Origin of the sequence: Aquimarina sp. U1-2, assembly GCF_017897595.1 — a bacterium.
In the GTDB taxonomy this organism is placed as follows: domain Bacteria; phylum Bacteroidota; class Bacteroidia; order Flavobacteriales; family Flavobacteriaceae; genus Aquimarina.
The window spans coordinates 36,224-57,636 of the sequence record NZ_JAGKIK010000016.1; the positions used below are offsets into that span (position 1 = coordinate 36,224).

27 protein-coding genes are annotated in these 21,413 nt (G+C 37.7%); all 27 read left to right on the top strand.

Annotated elements, in window-relative coordinates:
* The first annotated feature begins 220 nt into the window (after positions 1-220).
* The 27 genes from J8281_RS16420 (at position 221) to J8281_RS16550 (ending at position 21,396) form a co-directional block, all read left to right on the top strand.
* Positions 221-1,177: an AraC family transcriptional regulator gene (locus tag J8281_RS16420; RefSeq protein WP_210198742.1), complete on the top strand. Its 957-nt coding sequence runs from the start codon at positions 221-223 to the stop codon at positions 1,175-1,177.
* Between the two features lie 150 nt (positions 1,178-1,327).
* Positions 1,328-1,699 carry an NAD(P)H-binding protein gene (locus J8281_RS16425; RefSeq protein WP_210198743.1) on the top strand — a complete coding sequence of 124 codons (372 nt, stop codon included), beginning with the start codon at positions 1,328-1,330 and terminating at the stop codon, positions 1,697-1,699.
* The gene (locus tag J8281_RS16430) at positions 1,668-1,967 is read left to right on the top strand and encodes an NAD(P)H-binding protein (RefSeq protein WP_210198744.1); all 300 of its coding nucleotides are present in this window, start codon (positions 1,668-1,670) and stop codon (positions 1,965-1,967) included. Before J8281_RS16425 ends, J8281_RS16430 begins: the two co-directional genes overlap by 32 nt.
* 24 nt (positions 1,968-1,991) lie before the next feature.
* Complete coding sequence (locus J8281_RS16435) at positions 1,992-4,214, top strand: xanthine dehydrogenase family protein molybdopterin-binding subunit (protein ID WP_210198745.1); 2,223 nt, start codon at positions 1,992-1,994, stop codon at positions 4,212-4,214.
* Position 4,215: 1 nt separating this feature from the next.
* Positions 4,216-4,608, top strand: a complete 393-nt coding sequence (locus J8281_RS16440) for a nuclear transport factor 2 family protein (RefSeq protein ID WP_210198746.1) — start codon at positions 4,216-4,218, stop codon at positions 4,606-4,608.
* A 17-nt stretch (positions 4,609-4,625) separates the two neighbouring features.
* On the top strand, positions 4,626-5,297 hold the full coding sequence (locus J8281_RS16445; RefSeq protein ID WP_210198747.1) for a (2Fe-2S)-binding protein: 672 nt from the start codon (positions 4,626-4,628) through the stop codon (positions 5,295-5,297).
* A 10-nt stretch (positions 5,298-5,307) separates the two neighbouring features.
* Positions 5,308-6,300: a xanthine dehydrogenase family protein subunit M gene (locus tag J8281_RS16450; protein ID WP_210198748.1), complete on the top strand. Its 993-nt coding sequence runs from the start codon at positions 5,308-5,310 to the stop codon at positions 6,298-6,300.
* 14 nt (positions 6,301-6,314) lie between these two features.
* Positions 6,315-7,016, top strand: a complete 702-nt coding sequence (locus tag J8281_RS16455) for a DUF2490 domain-containing protein (RefSeq protein ID WP_210198749.1) — start codon at positions 6,315-6,317, stop codon at positions 7,014-7,016.
* Positions 7,016-8,041, top strand: a complete 1,026-nt coding sequence (locus J8281_RS16460) for an XdhC family protein (RefSeq protein ID WP_210198750.1) — start codon at positions 7,016-7,018, stop codon at positions 8,039-8,041. Before J8281_RS16455 ends, J8281_RS16460 begins: the two co-directional genes overlap by 1 nt.
* A gap of 11 nt (positions 8,042-8,052) precedes the next feature.
* The gene (locus J8281_RS16465) at positions 8,053-8,529 is read left to right on the top strand and encodes a Dps family protein (protein WP_210198751.1); all 477 of its coding nucleotides are present in this window, start codon (positions 8,053-8,055) and stop codon (positions 8,527-8,529) included.
* 27 nt (positions 8,530-8,556) lie between these two features.
* On the top strand, positions 8,557-9,153 hold the full coding sequence (locus J8281_RS16470) for an NTP transferase domain-containing protein (protein WP_210198752.1): 597 nt from the start codon (positions 8,557-8,559) through the stop codon (positions 9,151-9,153).
* Positions 9,150-10,325, top strand: coding sequence for a gephyrin-like molybdotransferase Glp (gene glp, locus J8281_RS16475; protein ID WP_210198753.1), 1,176 nt, complete (start codon positions 9,150-9,152; stop codon positions 10,323-10,325). Before J8281_RS16470 ends, glp begins: the two co-directional genes overlap by 4 nt.
* A complete protein-coding gene (locus tag J8281_RS16480) occupies positions 10,325-11,071 on the top strand; it encodes a sulfite exporter TauE/SafE family protein (RefSeq protein ID WP_210198754.1) in 747 nt (248 codons plus the stop codon). Before glp ends, J8281_RS16480 begins: the two co-directional genes overlap by 1 nt.
* A 4-nt stretch (positions 11,072-11,075) precedes the next feature.
* The gene (locus J8281_RS16485; RefSeq protein WP_210198755.1) at positions 11,076-11,312 is read left to right on the top strand and encodes a MoaD/ThiS family protein; all 237 of its coding nucleotides are present in this window, start codon (positions 11,076-11,078) and stop codon (positions 11,310-11,312) included.
* Positions 11,313-11,315: 3 nt separating this feature from the next.
* Positions 11,316-12,353, top strand: a complete 1,038-nt coding sequence (locus tag J8281_RS16490) for a HesA/MoeB/ThiF family protein (protein ID WP_210198756.1) — start codon at positions 11,316-11,318, stop codon at positions 12,351-12,353.
* Positions 12,350-12,784: a molybdenum cofactor biosynthesis protein MoaE gene (locus J8281_RS16495; RefSeq protein ID WP_210198757.1), complete on the top strand. Its 435-nt coding sequence runs from the start codon at positions 12,350-12,352 to the stop codon at positions 12,782-12,784. The genes J8281_RS16490 and J8281_RS16495 overlap by 4 nt, the downstream gene beginning before the upstream one ends.
* Before the next feature lie 4 nt (positions 12,785-12,788).
* Positions 12,789-13,697, top strand: coding sequence for a bifunctional molybdenum cofactor biosynthesis protein MoaC/MoaB (gene moaCB, locus J8281_RS16500; RefSeq protein WP_210198758.1), 909 nt, complete (start codon positions 12,789-12,791; stop codon positions 13,695-13,697).
* On the top strand, positions 13,694-14,701 hold the full coding sequence (gene moaA, locus J8281_RS16505; RefSeq protein WP_210198759.1) for a GTP 3',8-cyclase MoaA: 1,008 nt from the start codon (positions 13,694-13,696) through the stop codon (positions 14,699-14,701). The genes moaCB and moaA overlap by 4 nt, the downstream gene beginning before the upstream one ends.
* 176 nt (positions 14,702-14,877) lie before the next feature.
* Positions 14,878-15,135 carry an SDR family oxidoreductase gene (locus J8281_RS19850; protein WP_210198760.1) on the top strand — a complete coding sequence of 86 codons (258 nt, stop codon included), beginning with the start codon at positions 14,878-14,880 and terminating at the stop codon, positions 15,133-15,135.
* 17 nt (positions 15,136-15,152) lie between these two features.
* Positions 15,153-15,572: an SDR family oxidoreductase gene (locus J8281_RS19855; protein ID WP_371812629.1), complete on the top strand. Its 420-nt coding sequence runs from the start codon at positions 15,153-15,155 to the stop codon at positions 15,570-15,572.
* Between the two features lie 256 nt (positions 15,573-15,828).
* Positions 15,829-16,401 carry a Crp/Fnr family transcriptional regulator gene (locus J8281_RS16520; protein WP_210198761.1) on the top strand — a complete coding sequence of 191 codons (573 nt, stop codon included), beginning with the start codon at positions 15,829-15,831 and terminating at the stop codon, positions 16,399-16,401.
* Positions 16,402-16,528: 127 nt separating this feature from the next.
* The gene (locus J8281_RS16525) at positions 16,529-16,960 is read left to right on the top strand and encodes a hypothetical protein (RefSeq protein WP_210198762.1); all 432 of its coding nucleotides are present in this window, start codon (positions 16,529-16,531) and stop codon (positions 16,958-16,960) included.
* 251 nt (positions 16,961-17,211) lie between these two features.
* Entirely contained in the window at positions 17,212-17,655 is a 444-nt protein-coding gene (locus J8281_RS16530) for a DUF2141 domain-containing protein (protein ID WP_210198763.1), read from the top strand.
* A gap of 21 nt (positions 17,656-17,676) precedes the next feature.
* Positions 17,677-18,546 (top strand): hypothetical protein, encoded by an 870-nt coding sequence (locus tag J8281_RS16535; RefSeq protein ID WP_210198764.1) that lies wholly within the window; start codon positions 17,677-17,679, stop codon positions 18,544-18,546.
* Between the two features lies 1 nt (position 18,547).
* The gene (locus J8281_RS16540) at positions 18,548-18,829 is read left to right on the top strand and encodes a 2TM domain-containing protein (protein WP_210198765.1); all 282 of its coding nucleotides are present in this window, start codon (positions 18,548-18,550) and stop codon (positions 18,827-18,829) included.
* Positions 18,813-20,792, top strand: coding sequence for an NAD(P)-binding protein (locus J8281_RS16545; protein ID WP_210198766.1), 1,980 nt, complete (start codon positions 18,813-18,815; stop codon positions 20,790-20,792). Before J8281_RS16540 ends, J8281_RS16545 begins: the two co-directional genes overlap by 17 nt.
* Positions 20,785-21,396 carry an iron-sulfur cluster-binding domain-containing protein gene (locus J8281_RS16550; protein ID WP_210198767.1) on the top strand — a complete coding sequence of 204 codons (612 nt, stop codon included), beginning with the start codon at positions 20,785-20,787 and terminating at the stop codon, positions 21,394-21,396. The genes J8281_RS16545 and J8281_RS16550 overlap by 8 nt, the downstream gene beginning before the upstream one ends.
* The last annotated feature ends 17 nt before the right edge of the window (positions 21,397-21,413 follow it).

The window sequence follows — 21,413 nt, forward strand, 5'->3', positions numbered from 1 at the left end:
TTGTCTCAAAATTATAGGGTACATCGGTTATAGTGGTTTTCTAGATTTCCATTTTCCCAAAAAAAATAGGATTAAATATAATTAAATTTTCAATTTTTTTGGGAATATATTTGAAGCTTTAAACTGTAAAATTCATAAAGTTTTGCAAAACAGATATTTATAAAGCAAGAAATACTTGGCATAATTCTGTATTACTCTGAAATATAAAAACGATTATATTTTGGATTCTAACAACTACACTATTTTAAACTTTCATGATTTTGAGACTTTCTTCTTAAAAGAAAAACGCGAAAAAGGCACATACTTTACCATTAAACCTCACCAAGAAGTCTGCTTGGCCCGGCTTGAAGAGGTATCTCATACCGTTACCGAAGAGTCTAACACATACTATCAGAATTTTTTCATTATCTATTTTGTTACTGACGGTGAGATTGAAAAAACCAATCAGCTTACTTCAATTACACTAGAGCGTAATTGCTTATTTTTTACACAACCAGGACAACTCAATTCTTGGAAGGAAATCAAAAATGTTTCTGGCTATATATTAGCATTTACCAAAAATTTTGTGGTACGCCGACTCACCGACAAAAAGTTTTTGCGCAAACTTGACTTTTTTGACTTACGGGTCGTGCCGAAATTTCGATTAGAGCAAGAGGTGAGCGATTACTACCAAAAGCGATTTGACATCGCATTAGAGGACTATCGCTCAAAAGAAGGTGATGAGTTTATACACCTCTGGATTATGGAATTGCTTTTACGTACCCAAAAAGAGTGTCACCTAGGCAGTCTGTCAAATCTATTGAACAGAAATAGATCTAGAGCTATGAAAATATGTGAAGATTTTAAAGAGAAGATAGAAGATCATTATATAGAAGGACATAAACAAAATTTTATTCCATCAAAAAGAGTTGCCGATTACGCCAAAGATTTAAACATCAATGCTAATTATCTGAATAATATGGTCAAAGAGGCTTATGGCAAAAAGGCCTCTGACCTCATTTTCGAACGAACTTTGCTGGCAGCACAATCAAAACTTATCCATACGAATAAAACGATTTCTGAAATTGCCTTCTTTCTAGACTTTAATTCGCCCTCTTATTTTGTACGCTTTTTTAAAGAACGTGCCCGAATTACTCCAAGTCAATATAGAAACAGGGTAGGAAAATTTTTAAAGTGAACACCTTTCTACGTATATGCTTATCTGGATTCATTCTAAAAAATGAGAAAGGGAATAGTTACCAAAAAAAATGGGAATAATGACATACTGTAATCTACAACGATAAATATCTTAGGGTATTCAAAAAAATAACATTGATATAAACGTATTATGCTAAAAAATAGGAATGTTCTTGTAGTCGGAGCCAATGGAAAAACAGGAAGCCTGATTGTTGAAACACTAATTGATCATGATGTTCAGGTGGTAGGACTTATTCGAAGCGAACATCAGGAAAGCAAATTAAAAGCTATAGGTGCAAAAGCACTTGTTAAAGATATCAATGACTCAAGTATACAAAATGATTTAAAAACCATCGATGCTCTCATTTTTGCAGCGGCTGGAGGTTCGGGCAGCCACCAGGAAGTAGACCATCAAGGTGTTAAGAATTTAATACAGGGATGTCAGGCAAATAATGTTAAGAGATTTGTGCTCATAAGTGCACTTGGGGCACATGACCCAAACTCATGGGGGAGATGCTTATAAAGACTATTTACAGGCTAAAGCAGACGGAGAAAACGAATTGACGAGCAGTTCGCTGGATTGGACCATCATACGTCCTGGCTCCTTACATAATAATCCACCGAAGAATCAAGTCACGCTAAACCAAAATGCCGGAGGTATGGGTAGTATTTCAAGAGAAGATGTAGCAGCTGTAGCAGTGGCATGTCTCGAAAATGAAAATGCCATAGGAAAAACGTTTGAATTGTATGATGGAAATAGCCCAATTAAAGAAGCTGTATCTCAACTATAAAATAAAAACAAAAAGAAAACCAGTATGATAGGACAAGAAAAACTTAGGGTTGACGGCCCATTAAAAGTTTCTGGAAAAGCAAAGTATGCATCAGAACATCCTGTTGATAACCCTTTGTATGCTGTTATTGTAAAAAGTACCATCTCTAATGGAACGATAACCAATATGGCTACAGAAGAAGTAGAGAAGATTCCTGGCGTCGTGAAGGTCATTCATGCTGGTAATGCTTTAAAATTGAAACCTTACCCGACAGGAGGTGATGGTGGATTTAATCTTTTTCCCGGTGAACCTTTTATACCACTTCAAGATAATAAGGTTTACAATATAGGACAGCACATTGCACTCATTTTAGCTGAAACCATTGAGGATGCAAGACTAGGAGCATCTCGACTCAAAGTGAGCTATCAAGAAAAAGCTGCGGCGCTTGACAAAGAAAAGGTTTATGATGATTATGTAAAACCAGAACGATATAATACAGGTGAAGAACTACAGCATCAAAGAGGCAATTTCCAACAAGCTAAAAATAACGCTTCCGTAGTAGTGGAAGAAAATTATACCGTTCCCGCAGAGCACCACAATCCAATGGAGACGAGTGCGACCATTGCTATTTGGAAAGGTGAAAAATTAACTGTTTATGATTCGACTCAAGGAGTAGACAATTCACGTAATTGCGTGGCGCATTGTTTTGAAATGGATCCAAAAAATGTTCGTCTAATTGCCTATTATATCGGTGGTGGTTTTGGTTGTAAAGGCTTTTTTTGGCCTCATACGCTTTTAGCCCCAATGGCTGCTAAAATTATGGACAGACCTGTAAAACTGGTTTTAAGTAGAAAAGATATGTACACTTCGGCCGGTCATAGACCTGAAGTTAGCCAACGTGTTACATTAGCTGCAGAGGCCGACGGAAATATTACAGCTGGAGAACATATTACCTATTCGTACGGTTCCATATTAGGTGGACATTATGAACCTTGCGGATTAACATCAGCCAAATTATATGACATTCCTAATTTTTCTATGGTTCACCAATATACCAAACTTAATTACCCGACCCCAACACCTATGAGAGGACCTGGTGAAGCTAATGGTAGTTTTGCTCTAGAGTCAGCCTTAGATGAACTTGCAGAAAAATTAAAAATGGATGCCGTTGAATTAAGAATCAAGAATTATGCAGCAGCAAATCCGATAGATAAACTTCCTTATTCATCTAATAATGTTCGTGAATGTTATGAAAGAGGTGCAAAACTGTTTGGTTGGAATAATAGAAACCGCCAACCTGGTAAGATGCGGAAGAATGGTCAATTGATTGGGCATGGTATGGCAACAGCAACCTATCCTGCCTATCGTGCTGGCGGCAGTTGCAAGCTGATTCTTGATGAAAATGGAGTTTTAATAGTACAAACGGCCATTCAGGATATTGGTACAGGTACATATACGGTTATGGGGCAGATTGCCGCAGAGGCATCCGGATTAGCACTCGAAAATATAAAAATAGAAATAGGTGATTCAGATTTTCCCGCAGGACCCTTATCTGGAGGATCCATGGTTACCGCAAGTGCTGGTAGCTATATTCAGAAAGGAGCAGAAAAGTTGAAGAAACAACTACTCGATTTAGCAGTAACACAAGAAGACAGTTCATTATTTCAATTAAAGTCAGATAAAATCTCTTTTGTCAATGGAATTATGCAGGATTCTAATGGAAAAAAGGATACTGTAAAAGAGGTAATGAAACGAGCAAACAAAAAGGAATTGATCATTGAAGAAAGTTCTTCTGTGGTAAAGGGCTTTGCATTCGGACAAGAGGCTGAATACGCGTATCAATCCTTTGGTGCTATTTTTGTCGAGGCGAATATTGATCCTGACCTAGGAGTCATTACCATCCCAAGAATTGTAGGCGTTTTTGATGCCGGTACCATTATTAATCCTAAACTAGCCAACAGTCAAATGTATGGAGGGATCATATTTGGTTACAGTATGGCATTGTTGGAAGCTACGGAGTTTGACCACGATACAGGCAGAATTATCAATGCAGACCTGGCCGAATATCACGTTCCGGTTAATGCAGATATTAATGATTTAACTATAGAGTTCCTAAATAAACCTGATTATAAATTTAGCTCGCACGGTGGACGAGGTATTGGAGAACTTAGTGCTATTGGAGTTTCCGCAGCAATCGCTAATGCCATCTATAATGCTACTGGAAAGCGCATAAGAAATTTACCAATAACTCTAGATAAACTATTGTAACATGAAAAATTTGGAAAAAGAAGCCAATCGGTTTTTAGACATTTTGGTAGCGGGTGATATCGATGGTGTTAGAGATATATGGCATAAGGACGGAACCTTAGAATTTCCATTTTCACCCAAAGGTGCCTGGACTGTAGAAGGTAGGGATAAGATAGTCGATTATTTTAAAGATGCCTTTAAAAGGAAAAGACCGGAAAAATTTGTGTCTCAACCAGCATTACTGATGGCAGACGGCGAACATTTGTTTATGGAGTTCAAAGGATACCTGAAAAACAGTAAAAATGAAAAATACACCAACGATTACTGTGTACTCTTTCAATTTAAAGATGATAAACTTTTCAAATTCAGAGAGTTTTACAACACCTTAATTAGAGAAAAATACGAAGGGCAATAATCACAAAATTAGTATGTATGAAAAATAACAAATCAGATAAAGAGGTATGGCCAGAGGAGATTTCTTCTAAAAAAGCTGGCTTAAGCAGGCGTAATTTTATCGCTCGGTCAACACTTGCTGCAGCTGGCTTGGCATTGGCTCCTTATGTTACTTTGGGGGCTAATCCAGAACAAAAGCCTTTAAATTTTGAAGAGTACCTCGAGATTGAACCCATTATAAATGAGCAGGCCATGCGCATGAAAATTGACCCGAGAACTAGTTTGGCAGACTTACTTCGTGAACAATTGGGGCTTACAGGTACCAAAATAGGCTGTAACCAAGGGGCTTGTGGCGCATGTACCGTGCATTTAGATGGTATGCGCATCAATTCTTGCCTTACACTTGCTATTCAGACAGATGGACTAGAAGTTACCACTATAGAAGGATTGGGTACAAAAGATGAATTTCATCCGGTACAAGGTGCATTTATGATGCATGACGGTTTTCAATGTGGGTACTGTACTTCTGGTCAGATTATGTCTGCTGTTATGGTGTTGAAAGAAAACCATGCTGCGACCACAGAAGAAATTCAGGAATGGATGAGTGGTAATATATGTCGATGTGGCGCTTACAAAGGTATTGTAGCTGCCGTTGAAGCTGCCAGAGACGGTAATGTACCGAAAGAATTATTACAAAGACAGAAATCTTAAAAAAGAAATCATGCATCCATTTAAATACATACGTACAGAAGACGCAGCTAGTGCAATAGCAAAACATACCGAAACGGGAAATACACAGTTTATTGCAGGAGGCACTAATTTAGTAGATAGGATACGAAGAGATGTTTTTCATCCTGATATTTTAATCGATATCAATAAACTGCCCTACCATAAAATAGAAGAACACCAAGGTGGATTACGCTTAGGTGCGCTAGTAAGCAATAGCGATACGGCAGATAACAAAGTGGTAAAAAAGAACTACCCAATCGTTTCTGAAGCTATTTTACTAGGAGCAACCGACCAATTACGTAACAAAGCGACCAATGGCGGAAACTTAATGCAAAGAACCAGATGCCCGTACTATATGTCGCCAGAGTTTCCCTGCAATAAGAGAGAACCTGGTAGTGGATGTTCAGCTATTAAGGGACATAATAGAATTTTATCCATCCTTGGAACTTCCGAAAACTGTATCGCATCTTTTCCATCGGATATGTGCGCATCATTGACGGCATTAGAGGCAAAAGTTAATATAATGGATATAGACGGCAGTGATGTAGTTATTCCTATTGAGGAGTTCCACGCTTTACCAGGAGATACCCCTGAGATTGACAATGTATTAAAACCTGGGCAACTTATTACTTCGATTGATTTGCCAGCATCTACTAAAAAATTTGCAAAACGCTCTACTTATCTAAAGGTCAGAGATAGGCATTCGTATGCGTTTGCATTGGTTTCCGTTGCGGCTGCCGTTACAATGGAGGCTGGTGTAATTACCGATACGCGTATGGCATTTGGTAGTATTGCACCTAAACCATGGCGAGACAAGGAGGCCGAAAAAATGTTTGTAGGTCAAGTACCCTCTAAAGCTCTTTTTGAAAAGATTGGTGAAAAAGTCGTTAAAAATGCCAAAGGATACGGAGGCAATTCTTTTAAGATAACTTTAGTACCTCGTGCCGTAGTAAGAGCATTTAGTGAAATTACAGGGTTAATTTAAAATATTGAATAATCTTGTATTGGAGACTTATAATATCTATTTGGTTTATCTGTGTTGTTTTTTTAGGAACTAGGCAAGTATCAGGACAGGTCGATATTGTTCCGGATAATGATGATGTGTCGCTTTTTCTTCATACAGAAGGGCAATTTGCATTAGGCACCTCAAAATGGTTTGCTAAACCTAGCCTTATGCTCATCTTAGATGATAATTCATCGAGTTACGGCGGTTTTATACCTGCTCTGGAAATTGGATATACATTTGATAAGCTAGGTATATTTTCGCTTCATGAAAATTATATCAGTTTACCCGATGGTCTTTCCGGGAACGCACTGCAACTCAAATGGCAAAAAGTATTTTCTAAGTACAAACTTAATCCTTTGGTGCGATTAACGGCAGAGCAGATTTACCTGGAAGATTTGACCATACAACAAAAAGTTCTATTGAATTATAGAACCAGAATACGTGTAGGAATCGCACCTCAGATACATGACAATTGGCAGGTATTCGTAATGAACGAGTGGTTCCCTACACAACAAGCAGGGTTTTCTACTGAAAACAGAATTATCACCGGTATGAAATATAAGTTAAATACCACTATGAGTCTATCCGCTATTTATTTAAACCGTTATCGGGATAGCAGCGTTTCCAGTTTGCGCTGGCAACATATTTTGTTTTTTAGCATCACCTATGCTGGCCGTATTATAAATAAAGAATAATGAAAGTATTTGAACTACAAAGAATGATAGCCTTCTACGACCGTTGCCAACATGTTGGTATACCTACGGTGATGGCATCCTTGGTGGGATTGCGCGGTTCTTCCTATAGAAAACCGGGAGTACGAATGCTTTTGGGCGAGAATGGCGCTATGCAAGGTGCTTTAAGTGGCGGCTGTGTAGAAAAGGATATTTTTAATGCCGCTAAAACAGTTTTTAAAACAGGTGTTGCTCGGGTGATTTCTTATGATGGGAGATATCGTTTGGGCTGCGAAGGGTTTCTGTATATTCTTATAGAACCTTTTGAACTAAAAGATGAACATCGAATAATTATTGAGAATACCTTGGACTCTAGACAGTCCTTTGAAATCCATTCCATCTATAAACCAGCACAGGATATCGACGGAGATTTTGGTTCTGTGTTCGCTTTCGCGAAAGCGAAGTTCTCTACAAATCCTAACCTAACAACTGTTGTTTCCAAAGCGGAACAGGTATTTACGCAGCGTATTCATCCCGATACACAATTGGTCATTGTAGGGGCTGAACACGATGCCCAAAAACTTTGTGAGGTAGCTTCATTTTTAGGTTGGCAAGTGACTATTGTGGCTTCCTTAAAAAATCCAAAGGATAAAAATGATTTTCCAAAGGCGAAGACTATTCTCAATGAAACCCCAGAAACCATCGATTTTAGTTGTATAGATGATAGGACGGTCACAGTTTTGATGACGCACAACTTCGCGCTGGATTTTCAATATCTCTTAAAACTAATGCCTTTTGAGAAAAACTACATTGGGGTTTTAGGGTCTTCTAAACGAAAGGCGCAGTTAGAAAATCAAATTTTTGACGCCTGCCCAGAAGTTGAACCTGAATTTTTAGAGCTCATCCATAGCCCTGCAGGGTTGAACCTAGGTGCCGAAACCCCTGAAGAGATAGCGTTATCCATCATTGCAGAGATTCTATCGAATATGAAAAAGCAAACACAAGATAAAAACCACAATACTACAGAACTACAACTTAACGAAAAATAATTTTGAAACGTATGAAAAAAATAGCAACGGGATTAGATAAGAACCAACGCCAATCTTCTACAGATGTCCTCAATCAGGTATTGGCAGATGAATTTGTACTATATACTAAAACCCGAAAATTCCACTGGAACGTAACCGGAATGCAGTTTAAATCCTTGCACGAAATGTTTGAAGAGCATTATGGCGATTTGGAGATAAAGATAGATGATGTGGCAGAACGCATACGAAGCCTTGGGTTTTTGGCATTGGGCAGTCTGGAAGAGTTCGCTAAACTTACCCGCTTAAAGGAACATACGCAAGGCAATCCCAAAGCCGATGAAATGATTGAACAATTGGTGAATGACCATGAAACCCTGATACGGGAACTTCGTGAAGATATCGTCAAATGTGAAGAAGAGTATAACGACGTAGGTACTGGGGATTTTCTGACTTCGCTGTTAGTAGACCACGAGAAAATGGCATGGATGCTTCGGTCTTATTTAAGTTAACTATAGAAAGTATTTAGAGTAAAGGATATGGACATTGCCATTTTAATTTTAGCAGCAGGTAGTGCTACTCGTATGGGAAGCATTAAACAACTCTTGCCATATGGTAAGTCTACGCTGTTAGCCCATGCAATTGCCAATGCCATACATTCAGAGGGAAATCAGGTGTTCTGTGTGATTGGAGCAAAAGCAGATGTGGTAAAAAACGCAATACTGTCTGCTGAAGTGACCACCTTCTATAACCCAAACTACAAGGAAGGCTTAAGTTCGAGTATCGTTGCAGGAGTCTTATATCTTGAAAAAAACACGATTCCAGCAGATGCCCTCATAGTGATGCTTGCAGACCAACCATTGGTAGACGCAGCATATATAAATAGATTGATAGCTACTTCAAAAAAGCATCCCAATCAAATCATCGCATCTTCTTATGGCTCAAAAAATGGAGTACCCGCGCTGTTTCCGAAAACTTATTTCAAGGCATTGCTTCAGCTTCAAGGGGATAAAGGTGCTAGGTCATTCTTGAACGATAAACACCAGCCCATCATTGCGATAAATGGACTGGACAAGCTTACAGATGTAGATACTCCAGATGATTATGAAAAACTACTTAAATCTTCGGCAATATGATTTCGGTAAATGAGGCATTAGCCCATATAGAGCATAACATCCAAGAGAGTGCCGCAATAGCTGCGAAATTGCAAGATGCCTATGGTTGTGTGTTGGCTAGCGATATTCATTCACCGATACATATGCCACCTTTCAGGCAATCGGCTATGGATGGTTATGCCATGAAACTTACAGATACCAATACGTACAGAGTTGTAGGAGAAGTGTCTGCTGGTGCATCGGAAAATATAGTTCTGAACAATACTGAAGCAGTACGCATCTTTACAGGAGGTCGAGTTCCTGATGATGCAACTACAGTGGTGATGCAAGAAGACACTATAAAAAATGCAAATCAAATTGAAATCACAAAAACACCTAGCGTAGGTGCCAACGTAAGACCGCTGGGCGAACAACTGAAAATGGGCAGTGTGGCATTAAAAAAAGGAACTGTACTAAATGAAGCCAGATTAGGATTTTTAGCGGGATTAGGGATTGAAGAAGTAAACGTATTTCACAGACCTACAGTGCATATTTTGATTACTGGAAACGAACTAAAACAAGCAGGACAAACTTTAAAAGAGGGCGAAGTCTATGATAGTAATTCGGTCACTTTACGGTTTGCAGTTCAAAAAGAAGGAATAACGGATATAACGGTGCACCACATACCCGATACCTTAGAAGATACCATACAAACAATTAGCAATAGTATAAAACAAGCAGATATCGTATTGATTTCTGGTGGTATCTCTGTGGGAGACTATGATTTTGTTGAATCGGCTCTGGAAGCCGATAATGTCAACCCACATTTTTACAAGGTTAATCAAAAACCGGGCAAACCGCTTTGGTTCGGCACAAACAAGAGTACTGTTGTTTTTGCCCTACCAGGAAATCCGGCATCAAGTCTCACTTGTTTTTATGTTTATGTACTACCGGCCATACGACTAATGATGGGAAAACATCCTGTGCATTTAAAACGAAAGTATGCCAGAGCTGATACAGATATTGTAAATGTTTTTTCAAAAACCCTATTTCTAAAGGCCATCGTAAAAGATGACATAGCGACGCCCTTAACAGGGCAAGCCTCTTCAATGCTGAAATCCTTTGCGTTAGCGAACGCACTATTGATAGTTCCTGAAAGTACTTCCAGGATAAGAGCCGGAGAAGAATTAGAATATATAACACTGAGGGAATAATGGATTTCTCACAATTGCATATCGCACTACCATTTGTTATAGTCCTTGCAAGCATTGCCTTTATGTACGCCAGTGTAGGGCATGGTGGTGCCAGTGGCTATTTGGCATTGATGTCTTTGTTTTCATTTCCGATAATCATCATGAAACCCACAGCCTTATTGCTCAATATTTTTGTGGCTGGTATTTCCTTTTGGTTTTTCAAGAAAAATGAACATTTCAGTTGGAAGATCTTCTATCCATTTGCAATCACTTCTATTCCCGCGGCTTTTATTGGTGGCACTTTATCTATAAACCCAACACTGTACAAGCAGATTTTAGCCGTTTTTCTCATTATTGCCATTTTAAGGATGCTGAATGTATTCGGCAAAATGAAGACCACCATAGTCCAACCTAAGCATTGGCTTGCATTACTCATAGGTTGTTTAATCGGTTTGTTTTCTGGGATGATTGGTATCGGCGGCGGAATTATTTTAAGTCCTGTAATTATCTTGTTAGGTTGGGGAACCATGAAACAAGCTGCGGCAGTGTCTGCACTTTTTATTTTTGTGAATTCTATTGCAGGAATTATAGGATTTTCAATGACTGGTGGCGCGGTGCCAAATGAAGCTTTTTATCTTATTCCTATAGCACTTATCGGTGGCGCAGCAGGTTCGCTTTTTGGTAGTGGCCGTTTTAACCCTAAAACGTTGACGTATATGCTATCTGTGGTATTGGTAATAGCTAGTGTAAAATTATTTTTAATCTAAGAGGATGACAGAAATAACCTTAACATATTACGGCGAAGTAGCCGAGAAAACGGGAAAAGAACAAGAAACCGTTCAGCTGGAAAACATTGAAATTCCAGAAATCATGAAATACTTGGAAAGTACTTATGCTCTAAATACAAAAGGCATAAAAATCGCAGTGAACCACGAATTGGCAACCCAGGATACCCAACTAAAGGCAAATGATGAGATTGCCATACTATCCCCTTTTGCAGGAGGCTAAACTATGAAGGAAGATAACAGGTATATCAGACAAGAAGCATTACCACAAGTAGGTAAAAGCGGTCAACAAAAACTTCAAGAAGCAAGCGTTTTGGTTGTTGGTTGCGGTGGTTTAGGATGTGCTATGTTGCCTTATTTAGTCGGTAGCGGCATCTGTAAAATAGGTATTGTAGATGGTGATGTGGTGTCAAAAAGCAATCTACACCGCCAAGTACTATTTACACAAAGCGATGTTGGGCAGCTTAAAGTAGAAATCGCGGCCTTAGAATTACAGGCGCAGAATGATGATGTGACCATCCATACATATCCTTATTATTTAGATGGTGATAATGCCTTATCGCTTTTTAAAAACTACAATATTATTGTAGACGCTACTGATAGAATCCCTATAAGATATCTTATTAACGATGCTTGCATACTGACCGGAAAACCTTTTGTACACGCCGCATTATATCGATTTCAAATACAGGTTTCCGTCTTTAATTACAAAAACGGTCCTACGTACCGATGTCTTTATCCTGAACCTGCTTCGGTAACCCAGAGTTGTGATACCGCCGGTGTTTTAGGTTCTACCGTCGCCATTGCAGGCGCTTTGCAGGTTAATGAGGTGATGAAGATTATTTTAGATGTAGGAACTGTGCTATCTGGTCAGGTATTGCTAAAAGATGTTCTAAAAAACGCGCAACAGACATTCTTGTTCAAAAAGGACGAGACGATTGCAATGGATATGGCATTCTTTCAAAAGGAGCATCGTAATCTTAAAGTGGATTTCGCTTTCGCGAAAGCGGAAAATCATATGCTGTTAGATGTGCGCACAGCTACAGAATATCCGAGAATCAAGGACGATAAGGTGTACAACATTCCTTTAGGTCAGTTAGAAAATTCAATTCACAAAATACCTAAGGATACCCCAATATCCATTTTCTGTAAAAGTGGAAAAAGAAGTGAGCAAGCCCTGCACATTTTAAAAAAATACAACTATCAAAAGCTGTATTGTCTAAATGAGAATGCAGTACAGATTTATAAAGAATTACACCTATGAAAAGGAAAACCGTATTTATCGAAGGCGCCATTACGCCAGAATTCATTGCAACATCGATTGCAAAACATCAAGGTAAAACATCTATTGGGGCGCATAATATTTTTTTAGGACAAGTGCGAGAAGATAGCATAGATAGTCGTAAAGTGACCGCAATAGATTTTTCGTGTTATCAGGAAATGGCAGAAAAGAAATTAGCTGAAATACGAGAAACCACATTTCAGAAATATGAACTTACCTGTATGCACATCTATCACAGTTTGGGCGAAGTTTCTGTGGGTGGTATTTGCATATTTGTGTTTGTCTCTGCGCCACACAGACCTATCGTTTATGAAGCTACCGAGTATATTGTCAACGAAGTAAAAACAAAGGTACCCATCTTTGGAAAGGAACTGATAGAAGGTGAAACGCATCAATGGAAAAAGAACAATTAGTAGTATGGTAGACATCACACATAAATCAAACACGCTACGTATCGCAACAGCACAAGCTATTGTAAAAACAAGTAATCAAGCTACAATTGATGCAATTAAGAACGATAAAGTGCCTAAAGGAAATGTTTTTGCTATGAGCAAGGCAGCCGGACTTTTGGGCGTAAAGAAAACACCTGAGCTTTTGCCCGATTGCCATCCACTACCTATCGAATATGCAGGTGTAGATTTTAATATTGAAGGTTTTGATATCAAAGTAACAGTTACCATTAAAACCATTTACAAGACCGGTGTAGAAGTCGAGGCAATGCACGGTGCAAGTGTTGTGGCCTTGAATATGTACGATATGCTGAAACCTATCGACAAGGGTATTGAAATACATAGTATCAGATTGATAGAAAAGAAAGGTGGAAAAAGCGACTTTAAAAAGATCGACGTCAATGACATAAGGGCAGGTATTATTGTATGCTCAGATTCTGTTTCAGCTGGAATAAATACAGATGCTTCCGGAAAAGCGATTGCGCACTTTCTTGAAGATTACAACATTGAAGTTGCTAGTGAAACTGTTGTGCCGGATGATATTCAAGCCATACAGAAAGCAGTTCAAAAGGTATTACCCCACCAGAACTTAATCATACTCACAGGTGGTACAGGTCTTTCGCCCAGGGACGTTACACCAGAAGCTATCTTGCCTATGTTGGATAAGCGTATTCCTGGAGCAGAAGAAACTATAAGGCGTTATGGTCAGGACAGGATGCCATTTGCATTCTTGTCGCGCAGTGTGGTGGGCATAAAGGATAATGCGCTCATTCTGACACTTCCAGGCTCGCCAAAGGGCGTCAAAGAATCGTTGGATGCCGTAATGCCGCATTTGCTTCATGTTTTTTCAATTTTAAAAGGTGAAGCACACGGATGAAAATTAAAACCAACATATTGAACGACAGTTTTGGTAGGCATCATAACTACCTGCGTATTTCATTAATCGAAAAGTGCAATTTAAGATGTGCTTATTGTATGCCAGAAGAAGGGGTACTTTTAAGTCCTAAAAAGTCGTTGATGACAGCTGAAGAGGTACTGAGCATTGCTAAGGTTTTTGTGAAGCACGGCGTAGACAAAATTCGGTTAACCGGTGGGGAGCCATTGCTACGAAAAGACTTTTCAACCATTCTGGAAGGGTTATCGCAATTAAATGTTGCATTATCCATCACCACAAATGCGGTACTGGTAGATAGACACATTGAAGATTTTAAAAAATATCGGCTGCACCACATTAACGTTAGCCTTGACACACTCATAGAAGAAAAATTTACCACCATTACCAAGCGCAATCAGTTTCAAAAAGTGAAGGACAATCTTCAGTTATTATTGGGCCAGGGATTTAAAACAAAAATCAATGTGGTTTTGATGAAGGGTTTCAATGATACCGAAGTCATCGATTTTATAAAACTTACCAAAGATGAAAACCTCGAAGTTCGCTTTATAGAGTTTATGCCCTTTGATGGTAATAAATGGAGTAAGGATAAGTTGGTGTCCCATCAAGAGATTTTAGACCAAGTAAACCGGTATTTTGGGGAGGAAGCCAATCAGGTCCTAGTCAATGAGCAAAACTTTACAGCCAGAAACTATAAAATTAGAGGTTTTAAGGGACGATATGGGATTATCAGTACCGTTACAAATCCGTTTTGTGATGGATGTAATCGTATCAGGCTCACGGCAAACGGCAAATTGAAAAACTGTCTTTTTTCAAACAATGAGACCGATTTGTTAAGCTATTTACGTAAAGGAGAATCTATCGAACCGCTTATAGCAAAATCTATCTACGCTAAAAAAGCGATTCGCGCAGGAATGACAGATACTGAGGATTTTGAAAATCCAGAAAAACATAACGATAATCGAAGTATGATTACGATTGGAGGATAGTGTTAGTTTAGAAAAAGAATAAAAGAAGATCATATTTTTTTGGTTAATTTGTGAATGAAAAATGGTTTAGAAATTTAGCGATGGAGTAAAACATAATAATTTTACCAGTTTATTTCCTCTCTTTTCTATATATTAATTATAAACTAAAAGTTGCAATAAAATTAAAAAATCAAAATGTGCTTACCATTGGAGGAGCCACCGGAATGGGATTTGCGACGGCCAAATTAGCCGAAAATCTCGGGGCTCGAGTTTATATCGATGGTCATAATAAGGACAAAAACAAAAGGGCCTTAGCCCAACTTTCAAATACAGCACATGGCTATTATTTAGATGTCATAAATCCTAAATCAATAAAAGAACTCTTCGATTCATTAGAACGTATTGATCATATTTTCATAACGGCGGCACCGGAGATTTTAAGGATGCACCTTTAGAAATTAAGGATACTTACATCTTTGGTGAATTTTGGAGTTTATTTATGATAACTAAAGAAGCGGTAGAAAAAAATTCATCTAAAGGCTCAATTACATTCATCACCGGAGGATTTACCGAGAATCCAACAAAAGGTACCGTTTTAGTTTCATCTGCATTTCACGCGGTGGAAGGATTTGCTAAAGCTATGACCGTTGAAATGGCACCAATTCGATTCAATGTGATTCGACCAGGATTTATCGATAGTGGTTTTTGGGATTTTATGGAAAAAGATGAACGTGAAAAACTATTTAACAAGACAAAAACAACCATAGCGGTCAATCGATTAGGTATATCAGAAGATATTGCCCAAATGGTTACTTCAATTATGATGAACTCGTTTATAAATGGTCAAATTACTGAAGTGAACGGAGCAAAATTACCAGAAAAAACTGTTTAAAATTGTGTACAACCATTAGCGGGTTTAGTATTGTTTTAGAACATAAAACTATACTTTACGAATTAAATTCAGTAAAATATCTCAGAAATACTTAAAGAATACTGAGCAGGCATAGGAGTTCTGGCACATAGATGAGACGATTTTGACCCAAGCAGTTTTGAAGAGAATATGAAAAATGATAAATATCAACAATCGAAAAATTTAAAAATAAGATATTTGTTATAATAGTATTTAGCTATATATATAAACAAATAGTATGCTTAGAGAATTCTTATTACAAATATCTTCTTTTACAGAGGATGAAGTTCAAACTTTATTGGATAGTGGAACATTAAAAAAAGCAAAAGTCAACGAAACTATTTTCTTGGCGGGTAATTACTTTTCAAAGCTTTGGTTTTTGAATAATGGGATTGTTAGAGCATTCCGAATTATTAATGGCGAAGACTATACTTTCTTTTTCTTTACAAAACAAAATTTTGCAGTAGATTATCAAAGTTATCTTACGGGAGAGAAAAGCCCTTTATTCTTTGAATCCTTAACTGATGTTGAATATGTTGAATTTACCAAAGAATCCATAGAAAAAATCTACCAGACAATTCCTTCTTTTGAAAAAGTGGGTCGCATTATGTCAGAAAATGCCTATTTAAGTGCTACTGAAAGATTAAAGCAATTTCAGGCAGAACTGCTCGAAGTACGTTATGAAAAACTAATGGAGAGGGATCCTGAACTGTTTCAACAAATTCCACAGTACCACATCGCTTCTTATCTGGGTGTAAAACCACAAAGCTTAAGCCGTATTCGAGCAAGACTCGCTGGTAAGAAATATTGAAAATCAATCCTTTTTTATCTTTACCGTTCTTCTTCACCTATGTGAATGTTTTGACTTAATCCTTTGTTAAAATTTGTAATATCAAATCCAAAAACGATAATAGCATTTTTAAAATCATAAAAGGACTATGAATAAAAGAAGTAAAACAGCTGGTATTCTATACATTGTAGTTGCTGCTGTAAGCCTAATCTTAGGTGTTATCTATTTAATGAGTACTTCTTTTATGCCTTATCATGCTGATGCTATAGACAAGTCCTGGGAATCTCTTGAAGGGTCCACACAATATTTATTCTTAGCTCTTATGGATGTAGCCGGCGCAGGTTGGCTAACTTTGAGTTTTACTATTTTACTACTTTATTATTTCCCGTTTAGAAAAGAAGCTGTTTGGGTTAGGTATGCTATTCCGTCTATCATTCTTATATTTTATATCCCAACTTTGTTAGCAACTTTAAGTGTGCTATTCAACACAGCTGCAACACCTCCGTGGTCTGGCAACGCTATATGCTGCCTATTAGCACTGTTCGGTTTAATTCTTGACGCTCCCTGGAAAAAGGGATAGAAATTGAATCAATCGATTTTCTGTTTTCACAGCAATACCAATTTCAACATAAACCCTGAACAAGAGTGCTTTTTTGAAGTGCCTCTATTTCTCTTTATACAGTTGTGAATATATATGCCTTTGCACCCGCCTTTATTAACAGCAGGAAGACAAGGATTTTCATAAAATAATCCTGAAGATACTCTTCTTCACCTATGTGAATGTATAGGTTTTACCCTTTGCTGAAATTTGTTACATCAAATAGATAAACAATGAAAGCATTAAAACATTCAATACATTTTTCTTTACTACTTCTAATCCTTACATCTTACGATATAAGTGGTCAGAATTCTCAAAACGTACAGTTACTTGTCGAGATTGAAGGTATTCAAACTATAAAAGGCACCCTCTATATAGCGCTTTTTAGTGAGCCATATGATTTCCCGAATGTAGAAAAGACTAAGATCAAAGATTTCAAAACTGTTGAGCATCAAAAAGAGACATTTACCTTTTCTGTACCCGAAGGAACCTATGCTATCACCGTATTTCAGGATTTAGATGAGGATAAAGAATTTGATAAAAATTTTTTCGGTGTACCCAAGGAGCCCTATTGTCTTTCTAACAATGTAAAACCAAAATTATCGACACCGGATTTTGAGGACTGTGCCTTTACAGTCTCTACAAATACAACTATCAATCTAAAATTAATCAATTAAAACAATTTAAATTTTTTACTTATGAAAACAAGAAACACACTTAGATGGCTGCACATCATCGCAGCTGCTGCTATTGGCACGTTTATTTATTCGCCCTGGGCGAGCATAGAGTGGTTTGCTCTTACCATACAGGTTTTAGTAATTCCTGTATTGACCATTACTGGCCTATGGATGTGGAAGCCTAAATGGTTTAAGGGAAAAAATAAAGGTGCTATGAGAAGTCTCACTATTCTTTTGGCACTAGGTTTTACGCTAAATAGTGTAAACGCACAGGAAAAATTGAGAGGTGGATCCGGAGGTTTTATGCTGGGGGCAAAAATTCTGAAAACAGATGAATACCAGTATTTTGTAAGAGAAGGAGGGCCTGATATAGAAAATAATGTTAGACAGATAGGTGGTGAAGGATACTGGGTCTTAAATAAATGGGTTTTAGGAGGAAGTGGTTACTACAATTTTGGTGACAAAGCCGGTGATGGTAATCAGGAATACAAAATACAAGGTGGTGGTGGTTTTCTTAATGTAGGGTATATCGTTTACCATACTGAGAAACTATACGCTTTTCCTTTATTGGGAATAGGAGTTGATGCTCTGGGTATTCATAGAGAAATTGATACAGACGTTGCCTTCGAACCAGACAGATTTCTTTCGGCCAGCTACTTCATCGTAAGGCCTGTACTTGATATTGGTTATGGTTTAGACTGGTTTCCGAAAAAACAAGGATTTAAAGTTGGTATCAGAGCAGGTTTCAACTATACATTGGATCGTGGTAACGACTGGAACCATTACGGAGGTGAAATAACCAATCCCGATTTGCCTGATAATGATCTGGATGGCTGGTATTTTAGAATCACTATAGGTGGTGGTGCTATAAAAAAAGTACAGAAAAATTAGAATGATGAACAGTTTTATAGCACAGCAGATTTACGAAAAGGCCCGCCGAAGGGTGGGCTTTCGTATACACTTCATAGCTTTTATTATTGGCGTATTGATCAATTGGGTGGTTTGGGCTGTATATCCCACCGTACATATCTGGCCGATATGGCCTACGCTGGGTTGGAGCATTGGAATTACTGCACATTATCTCGGTGTATTTTACCCAGGAAAGGTCTTTTCTATAGAAAAAGAAATCAATCGTATACAATTAAAAGAAACGCAAGATGAAGAAACAAGATAAATATGATGTGGTGGTTATAGGCTCTGGAATTGGCGGTGCGACCCCCGCAGTACTTTTGTCAAAATATTTTGGGAAACGTGTATTGATCATAGAAAAGCATTGGCAATTTGGTGGGCTTACCCATAGTTTTGAGATGGATGGCAAATCATTTAATGCTGGTGTTCACTATGTAGGTGGGGTCACTAATGGGTCTATACCCGATAAACTATTTGATATCATTACAGGTAATAGACTCAGATGGTTTCCATTACCTTTTAGATATGACCATTTTCATTTTCCAAATTTTGACTATGCGTTTCCTGCTTCAGAAAAACTATTGATAGAGGAATTATCACGGCTATTTCCTGAAGATGCAAAAGGTATTGCCCAATATGTAAAAGATTCACGTAAAGCATTTCGCTTTATGGCCATTTTTATTTCTATTAGATCCTTCGCGCCCAGATTTTTACATTTTCTTATACCGATTATTCGTAGCACTTTAGGTTTTGACCCTAATATATTGGCACAAGCTTATTTAGATAAAAATATTAAAAATGCTAAACTAAAAAGTTTGCTGGGTGCTCAATGGGTTGATCATGGGGTAATACCCTCTGAGGCATCCTTTATGGTACACTCTATGATTTTTCATCATTATATCAATGGTGCTTATTATCCGCAGGGTGGCCCGAAATCCATTGCAAGGGGAATGGAAGAAACACTTAAATCTAATAATGTAGATATAAGGTTAAAAACAGAAGCTACACAAATTTTGATAAAAAATGGTAAGGCTTATGGTGTTGAAGTAATTAACAATACTGGTCAAAAAGAGATAATTCTTGCGGATACTGTCATTTCAAACACAGGTGCTGTTCATACCTACACCAAATTATTAAATCAGCATAGATTTGATTTTATAGAAAACAATAAAGACCATCTGCTACCACGCTATAACTTTTTTAGCATCTATATTTCATTATATCAAAACCCGGAAAATTTAGATTTTGATGGTACCAATCACTGGGTTTACAGAAATTTGAATCACGATAAGGATATACTTTCCCCAATGCATCCTGATTATCCTGGATTTTACTGTATGCTGTTTCCTTCACTCAAGGCAAAGGATATGAAAAACCACAAAATGGAGATACTGACGATGGTAGAGTATTCAACCTTTAAAAAATGGAAGGAACAAGAATGGAAACACCGGGATAACGCCTATTATGAGGAAAAAGAAAAGATCATTCAGAAAATTTTTGATGACATAGAAAGTAGGCATCCTGGGTTCAGATCTATGATATCTAAATATGATGCTTCTACACCTTTAACGCTCGAAAAGTTTACATCACGGGAACAAGGAGCCAGTTATGGAGTTCCCTACACTACACATAGGATGAAGCTCAAATGGTTATCAAACAAAACCCCTTTCAGGAATCTATATCTTTCTGGACAGGATACGTTTGCTCCAGGAATAACCGCTGCAATGATGGGAGGTGTAGGGGCTGCGGCTAAAGTTTTGGGTACGATGGGTTATCTAAAAATAATGAGAAAAGTACTCAAGCACGAAAAGGTAGTAGACAACATTTATCACCTAACCCAAATAAGAAAAATAAAAGAAGAAACCCCTGATTCCTATACTGTATATTTTGAGCCTATAGCACATTTAAGCTCCTATGAAGCAGGGCAGTTTATAATGGTCAGTAGTATGCACAAAGGTGTTGAACATAAGCGCTCCTATTCCCTATCCAGTACTCTGGATGAACAATACCCTTCGATTACCATTAAACGTTTAAAAGGAGGCTTTATGTCCAACTACATTAAAGACAATCTACGGGTCGGCTCTTTTCTAAACACCAGTAGCCCAAAAGGAAAATTTATTATTCCTGTTGCTAACTACGGTAAAAACATTCTGATGATAGCAGCAGGTAGCGGTATTACCCCAATATTTTCGATGCTAAAGGACACCATGCTAAACCCAGGTGGATAATAAAGTTCATTTAATGTATGCAGCGAGAACACCAGAGGAAACAATTTTTAAAGGAGCTATTGACCGCTTACAGAAAAACCACGCTGATTATCTAACGGTAGATTACTACTTTTCAGAAATAAAAAATAGTAGCCGCATAGACAAAAAAGATATTGAGGATGTGCTACGGGGTAAAGACTTACAGAATACATTGGTTTATGTTTGCGCGCCAGAAGGTATCGTAACAATGGTATGGAGTGTATTGCAAAGTGTCAATCTTAATCCAGAACATTTTAAATATGAGAGTTTTACCACCAGTGCTTTAAATATTCATAAGGTAAATATTCCCAGTAAAGATGCAACAGTATATTTTCAGGATGAATCAAAAAATTACGAAATCCAGGTTAAAAAAGACAACACATTATTAGATGAGCTTATTGACAAAAATGTACCTATAGATTACTCCTGTAAAAGTGGCGATTGTGAGATGTGCAGCTGTAAAATCAAACAAGGAGAGATAGTCTCCTTAGATGGAAAAAACCTCAAAAAATATAAAACAGGAGACGTCATCCTGCCTTGTGTAAGTTATGCTGCTTCTGAAAAAATTGAATTAGCCAAGGCATAATTAAATTAAAATTCGTA

Excerpts from the sequence above, each read along its gene's own strand:
- J8281_RS16425 (WP_210198743.1), top strand. The coding sequence starts at position 1,328 with ATGCTAAAAAATAGGAATGTTCTTGTAGTCGGAGCCAATGGAAAAACA.
- J8281_RS16430 (WP_210198744.1), top strand. The coding sequence starts at position 1,668 with ATGACCCAAACTCATGGGGGAGATGCTTATAAAGACTATTTACAGGCT.
- J8281_RS16435 (WP_210198745.1), top strand. The coding sequence starts at position 1,992 with ATGATAGGACAAGAAAAACTTAGGGTTGACGGCCCATTAAAAGTTTCT.
- J8281_RS16440 (WP_210198746.1), top strand. The coding sequence starts at position 4,216 with ATGAAAAATTTGGAAAAAGAAGCCAATCGGTTTTTAGACATTTTGGTA.
- J8281_RS16445 (WP_210198747.1), top strand. The coding sequence starts at position 4,626 with ATGAAAAATAACAAATCAGATAAAGAGGTATGGCCAGAGGAGATTTCT.
- J8281_RS16450 (WP_210198748.1), top strand. The coding sequence starts at position 5,308 with ATGCATCCATTTAAATACATACGTACAGAAGACGCAGCTAGTGCAATA.
- J8281_RS16460 (WP_210198750.1), top strand. The coding sequence starts at position 7,016 with ATGAAAGTATTTGAACTACAAAGAATGATAGCCTTCTACGACCGTTGC.
- J8281_RS16465 (WP_210198751.1), top strand. The coding sequence starts at position 8,053 with ATGAAAAAAATAGCAACGGGATTAGATAAGAACCAACGCCAATCTTCT.
- J8281_RS16470 (WP_210198752.1), top strand. The coding sequence starts at position 8,557 with ATGGACATTGCCATTTTAATTTTAGCAGCAGGTAGTGCTACTCGTATG.
- glp (WP_210198753.1), top strand. The coding sequence starts at position 9,150 with ATGATTTCGGTAAATGAGGCATTAGCCCATATAGAGCATAACATCCAA.
- J8281_RS16480 (WP_210198754.1), top strand. The coding sequence starts at position 10,325 with ATGGATTTCTCACAATTGCATATCGCACTACCATTTGTTATAGTCCTT.
- J8281_RS16485 (WP_210198755.1), top strand. The coding sequence starts at position 11,076 with ATGACAGAAATAACCTTAACATATTACGGCGAAGTAGCCGAGAAAACG.
- J8281_RS16490 (WP_210198756.1), top strand. The coding sequence starts at position 11,316 with ATGAAGGAAGATAACAGGTATATCAGACAAGAAGCATTACCACAAGTA.
- J8281_RS16495 (WP_210198757.1), top strand. The coding sequence starts at position 12,350 with ATGAAAAGGAAAACCGTATTTATCGAAGGCGCCATTACGCCAGAATTC.
- moaCB (WP_210198758.1), top strand. The coding sequence starts at position 12,789 with ATGGTAGACATCACACATAAATCAAACACGCTACGTATCGCAACAGCA.
- moaA (WP_210198759.1), top strand. The coding sequence starts at position 13,694 with ATGAAAATTAAAACCAACATATTGAACGACAGTTTTGGTAGGCATCAT.
- J8281_RS16520 (WP_210198761.1), top strand. The coding sequence starts at position 15,829 with ATGCTTAGAGAATTCTTATTACAAATATCTTCTTTTACAGAGGATGAA.
- J8281_RS16525 (WP_210198762.1), top strand. The coding sequence starts at position 16,529 with ATGAATAAAAGAAGTAAAACAGCTGGTATTCTATACATTGTAGTTGCT.
- J8281_RS16530 (WP_210198763.1), top strand. The coding sequence starts at position 17,212 with ATGAAAGCATTAAAACATTCAATACATTTTTCTTTACTACTTCTAATC.
- J8281_RS16535 (WP_210198764.1), top strand. The coding sequence starts at position 17,677 with ATGAAAACAAGAAACACACTTAGATGGCTGCACATCATCGCAGCTGCT.
- J8281_RS16540 (WP_210198765.1), top strand. The coding sequence starts at position 18,548 with ATGATGAACAGTTTTATAGCACAGCAGATTTACGAAAAGGCCCGCCGA.
- J8281_RS16545 (WP_210198766.1), top strand. The coding sequence starts at position 18,813 with ATGAAGAAACAAGATAAATATGATGTGGTGGTTATAGGCTCTGGAATT.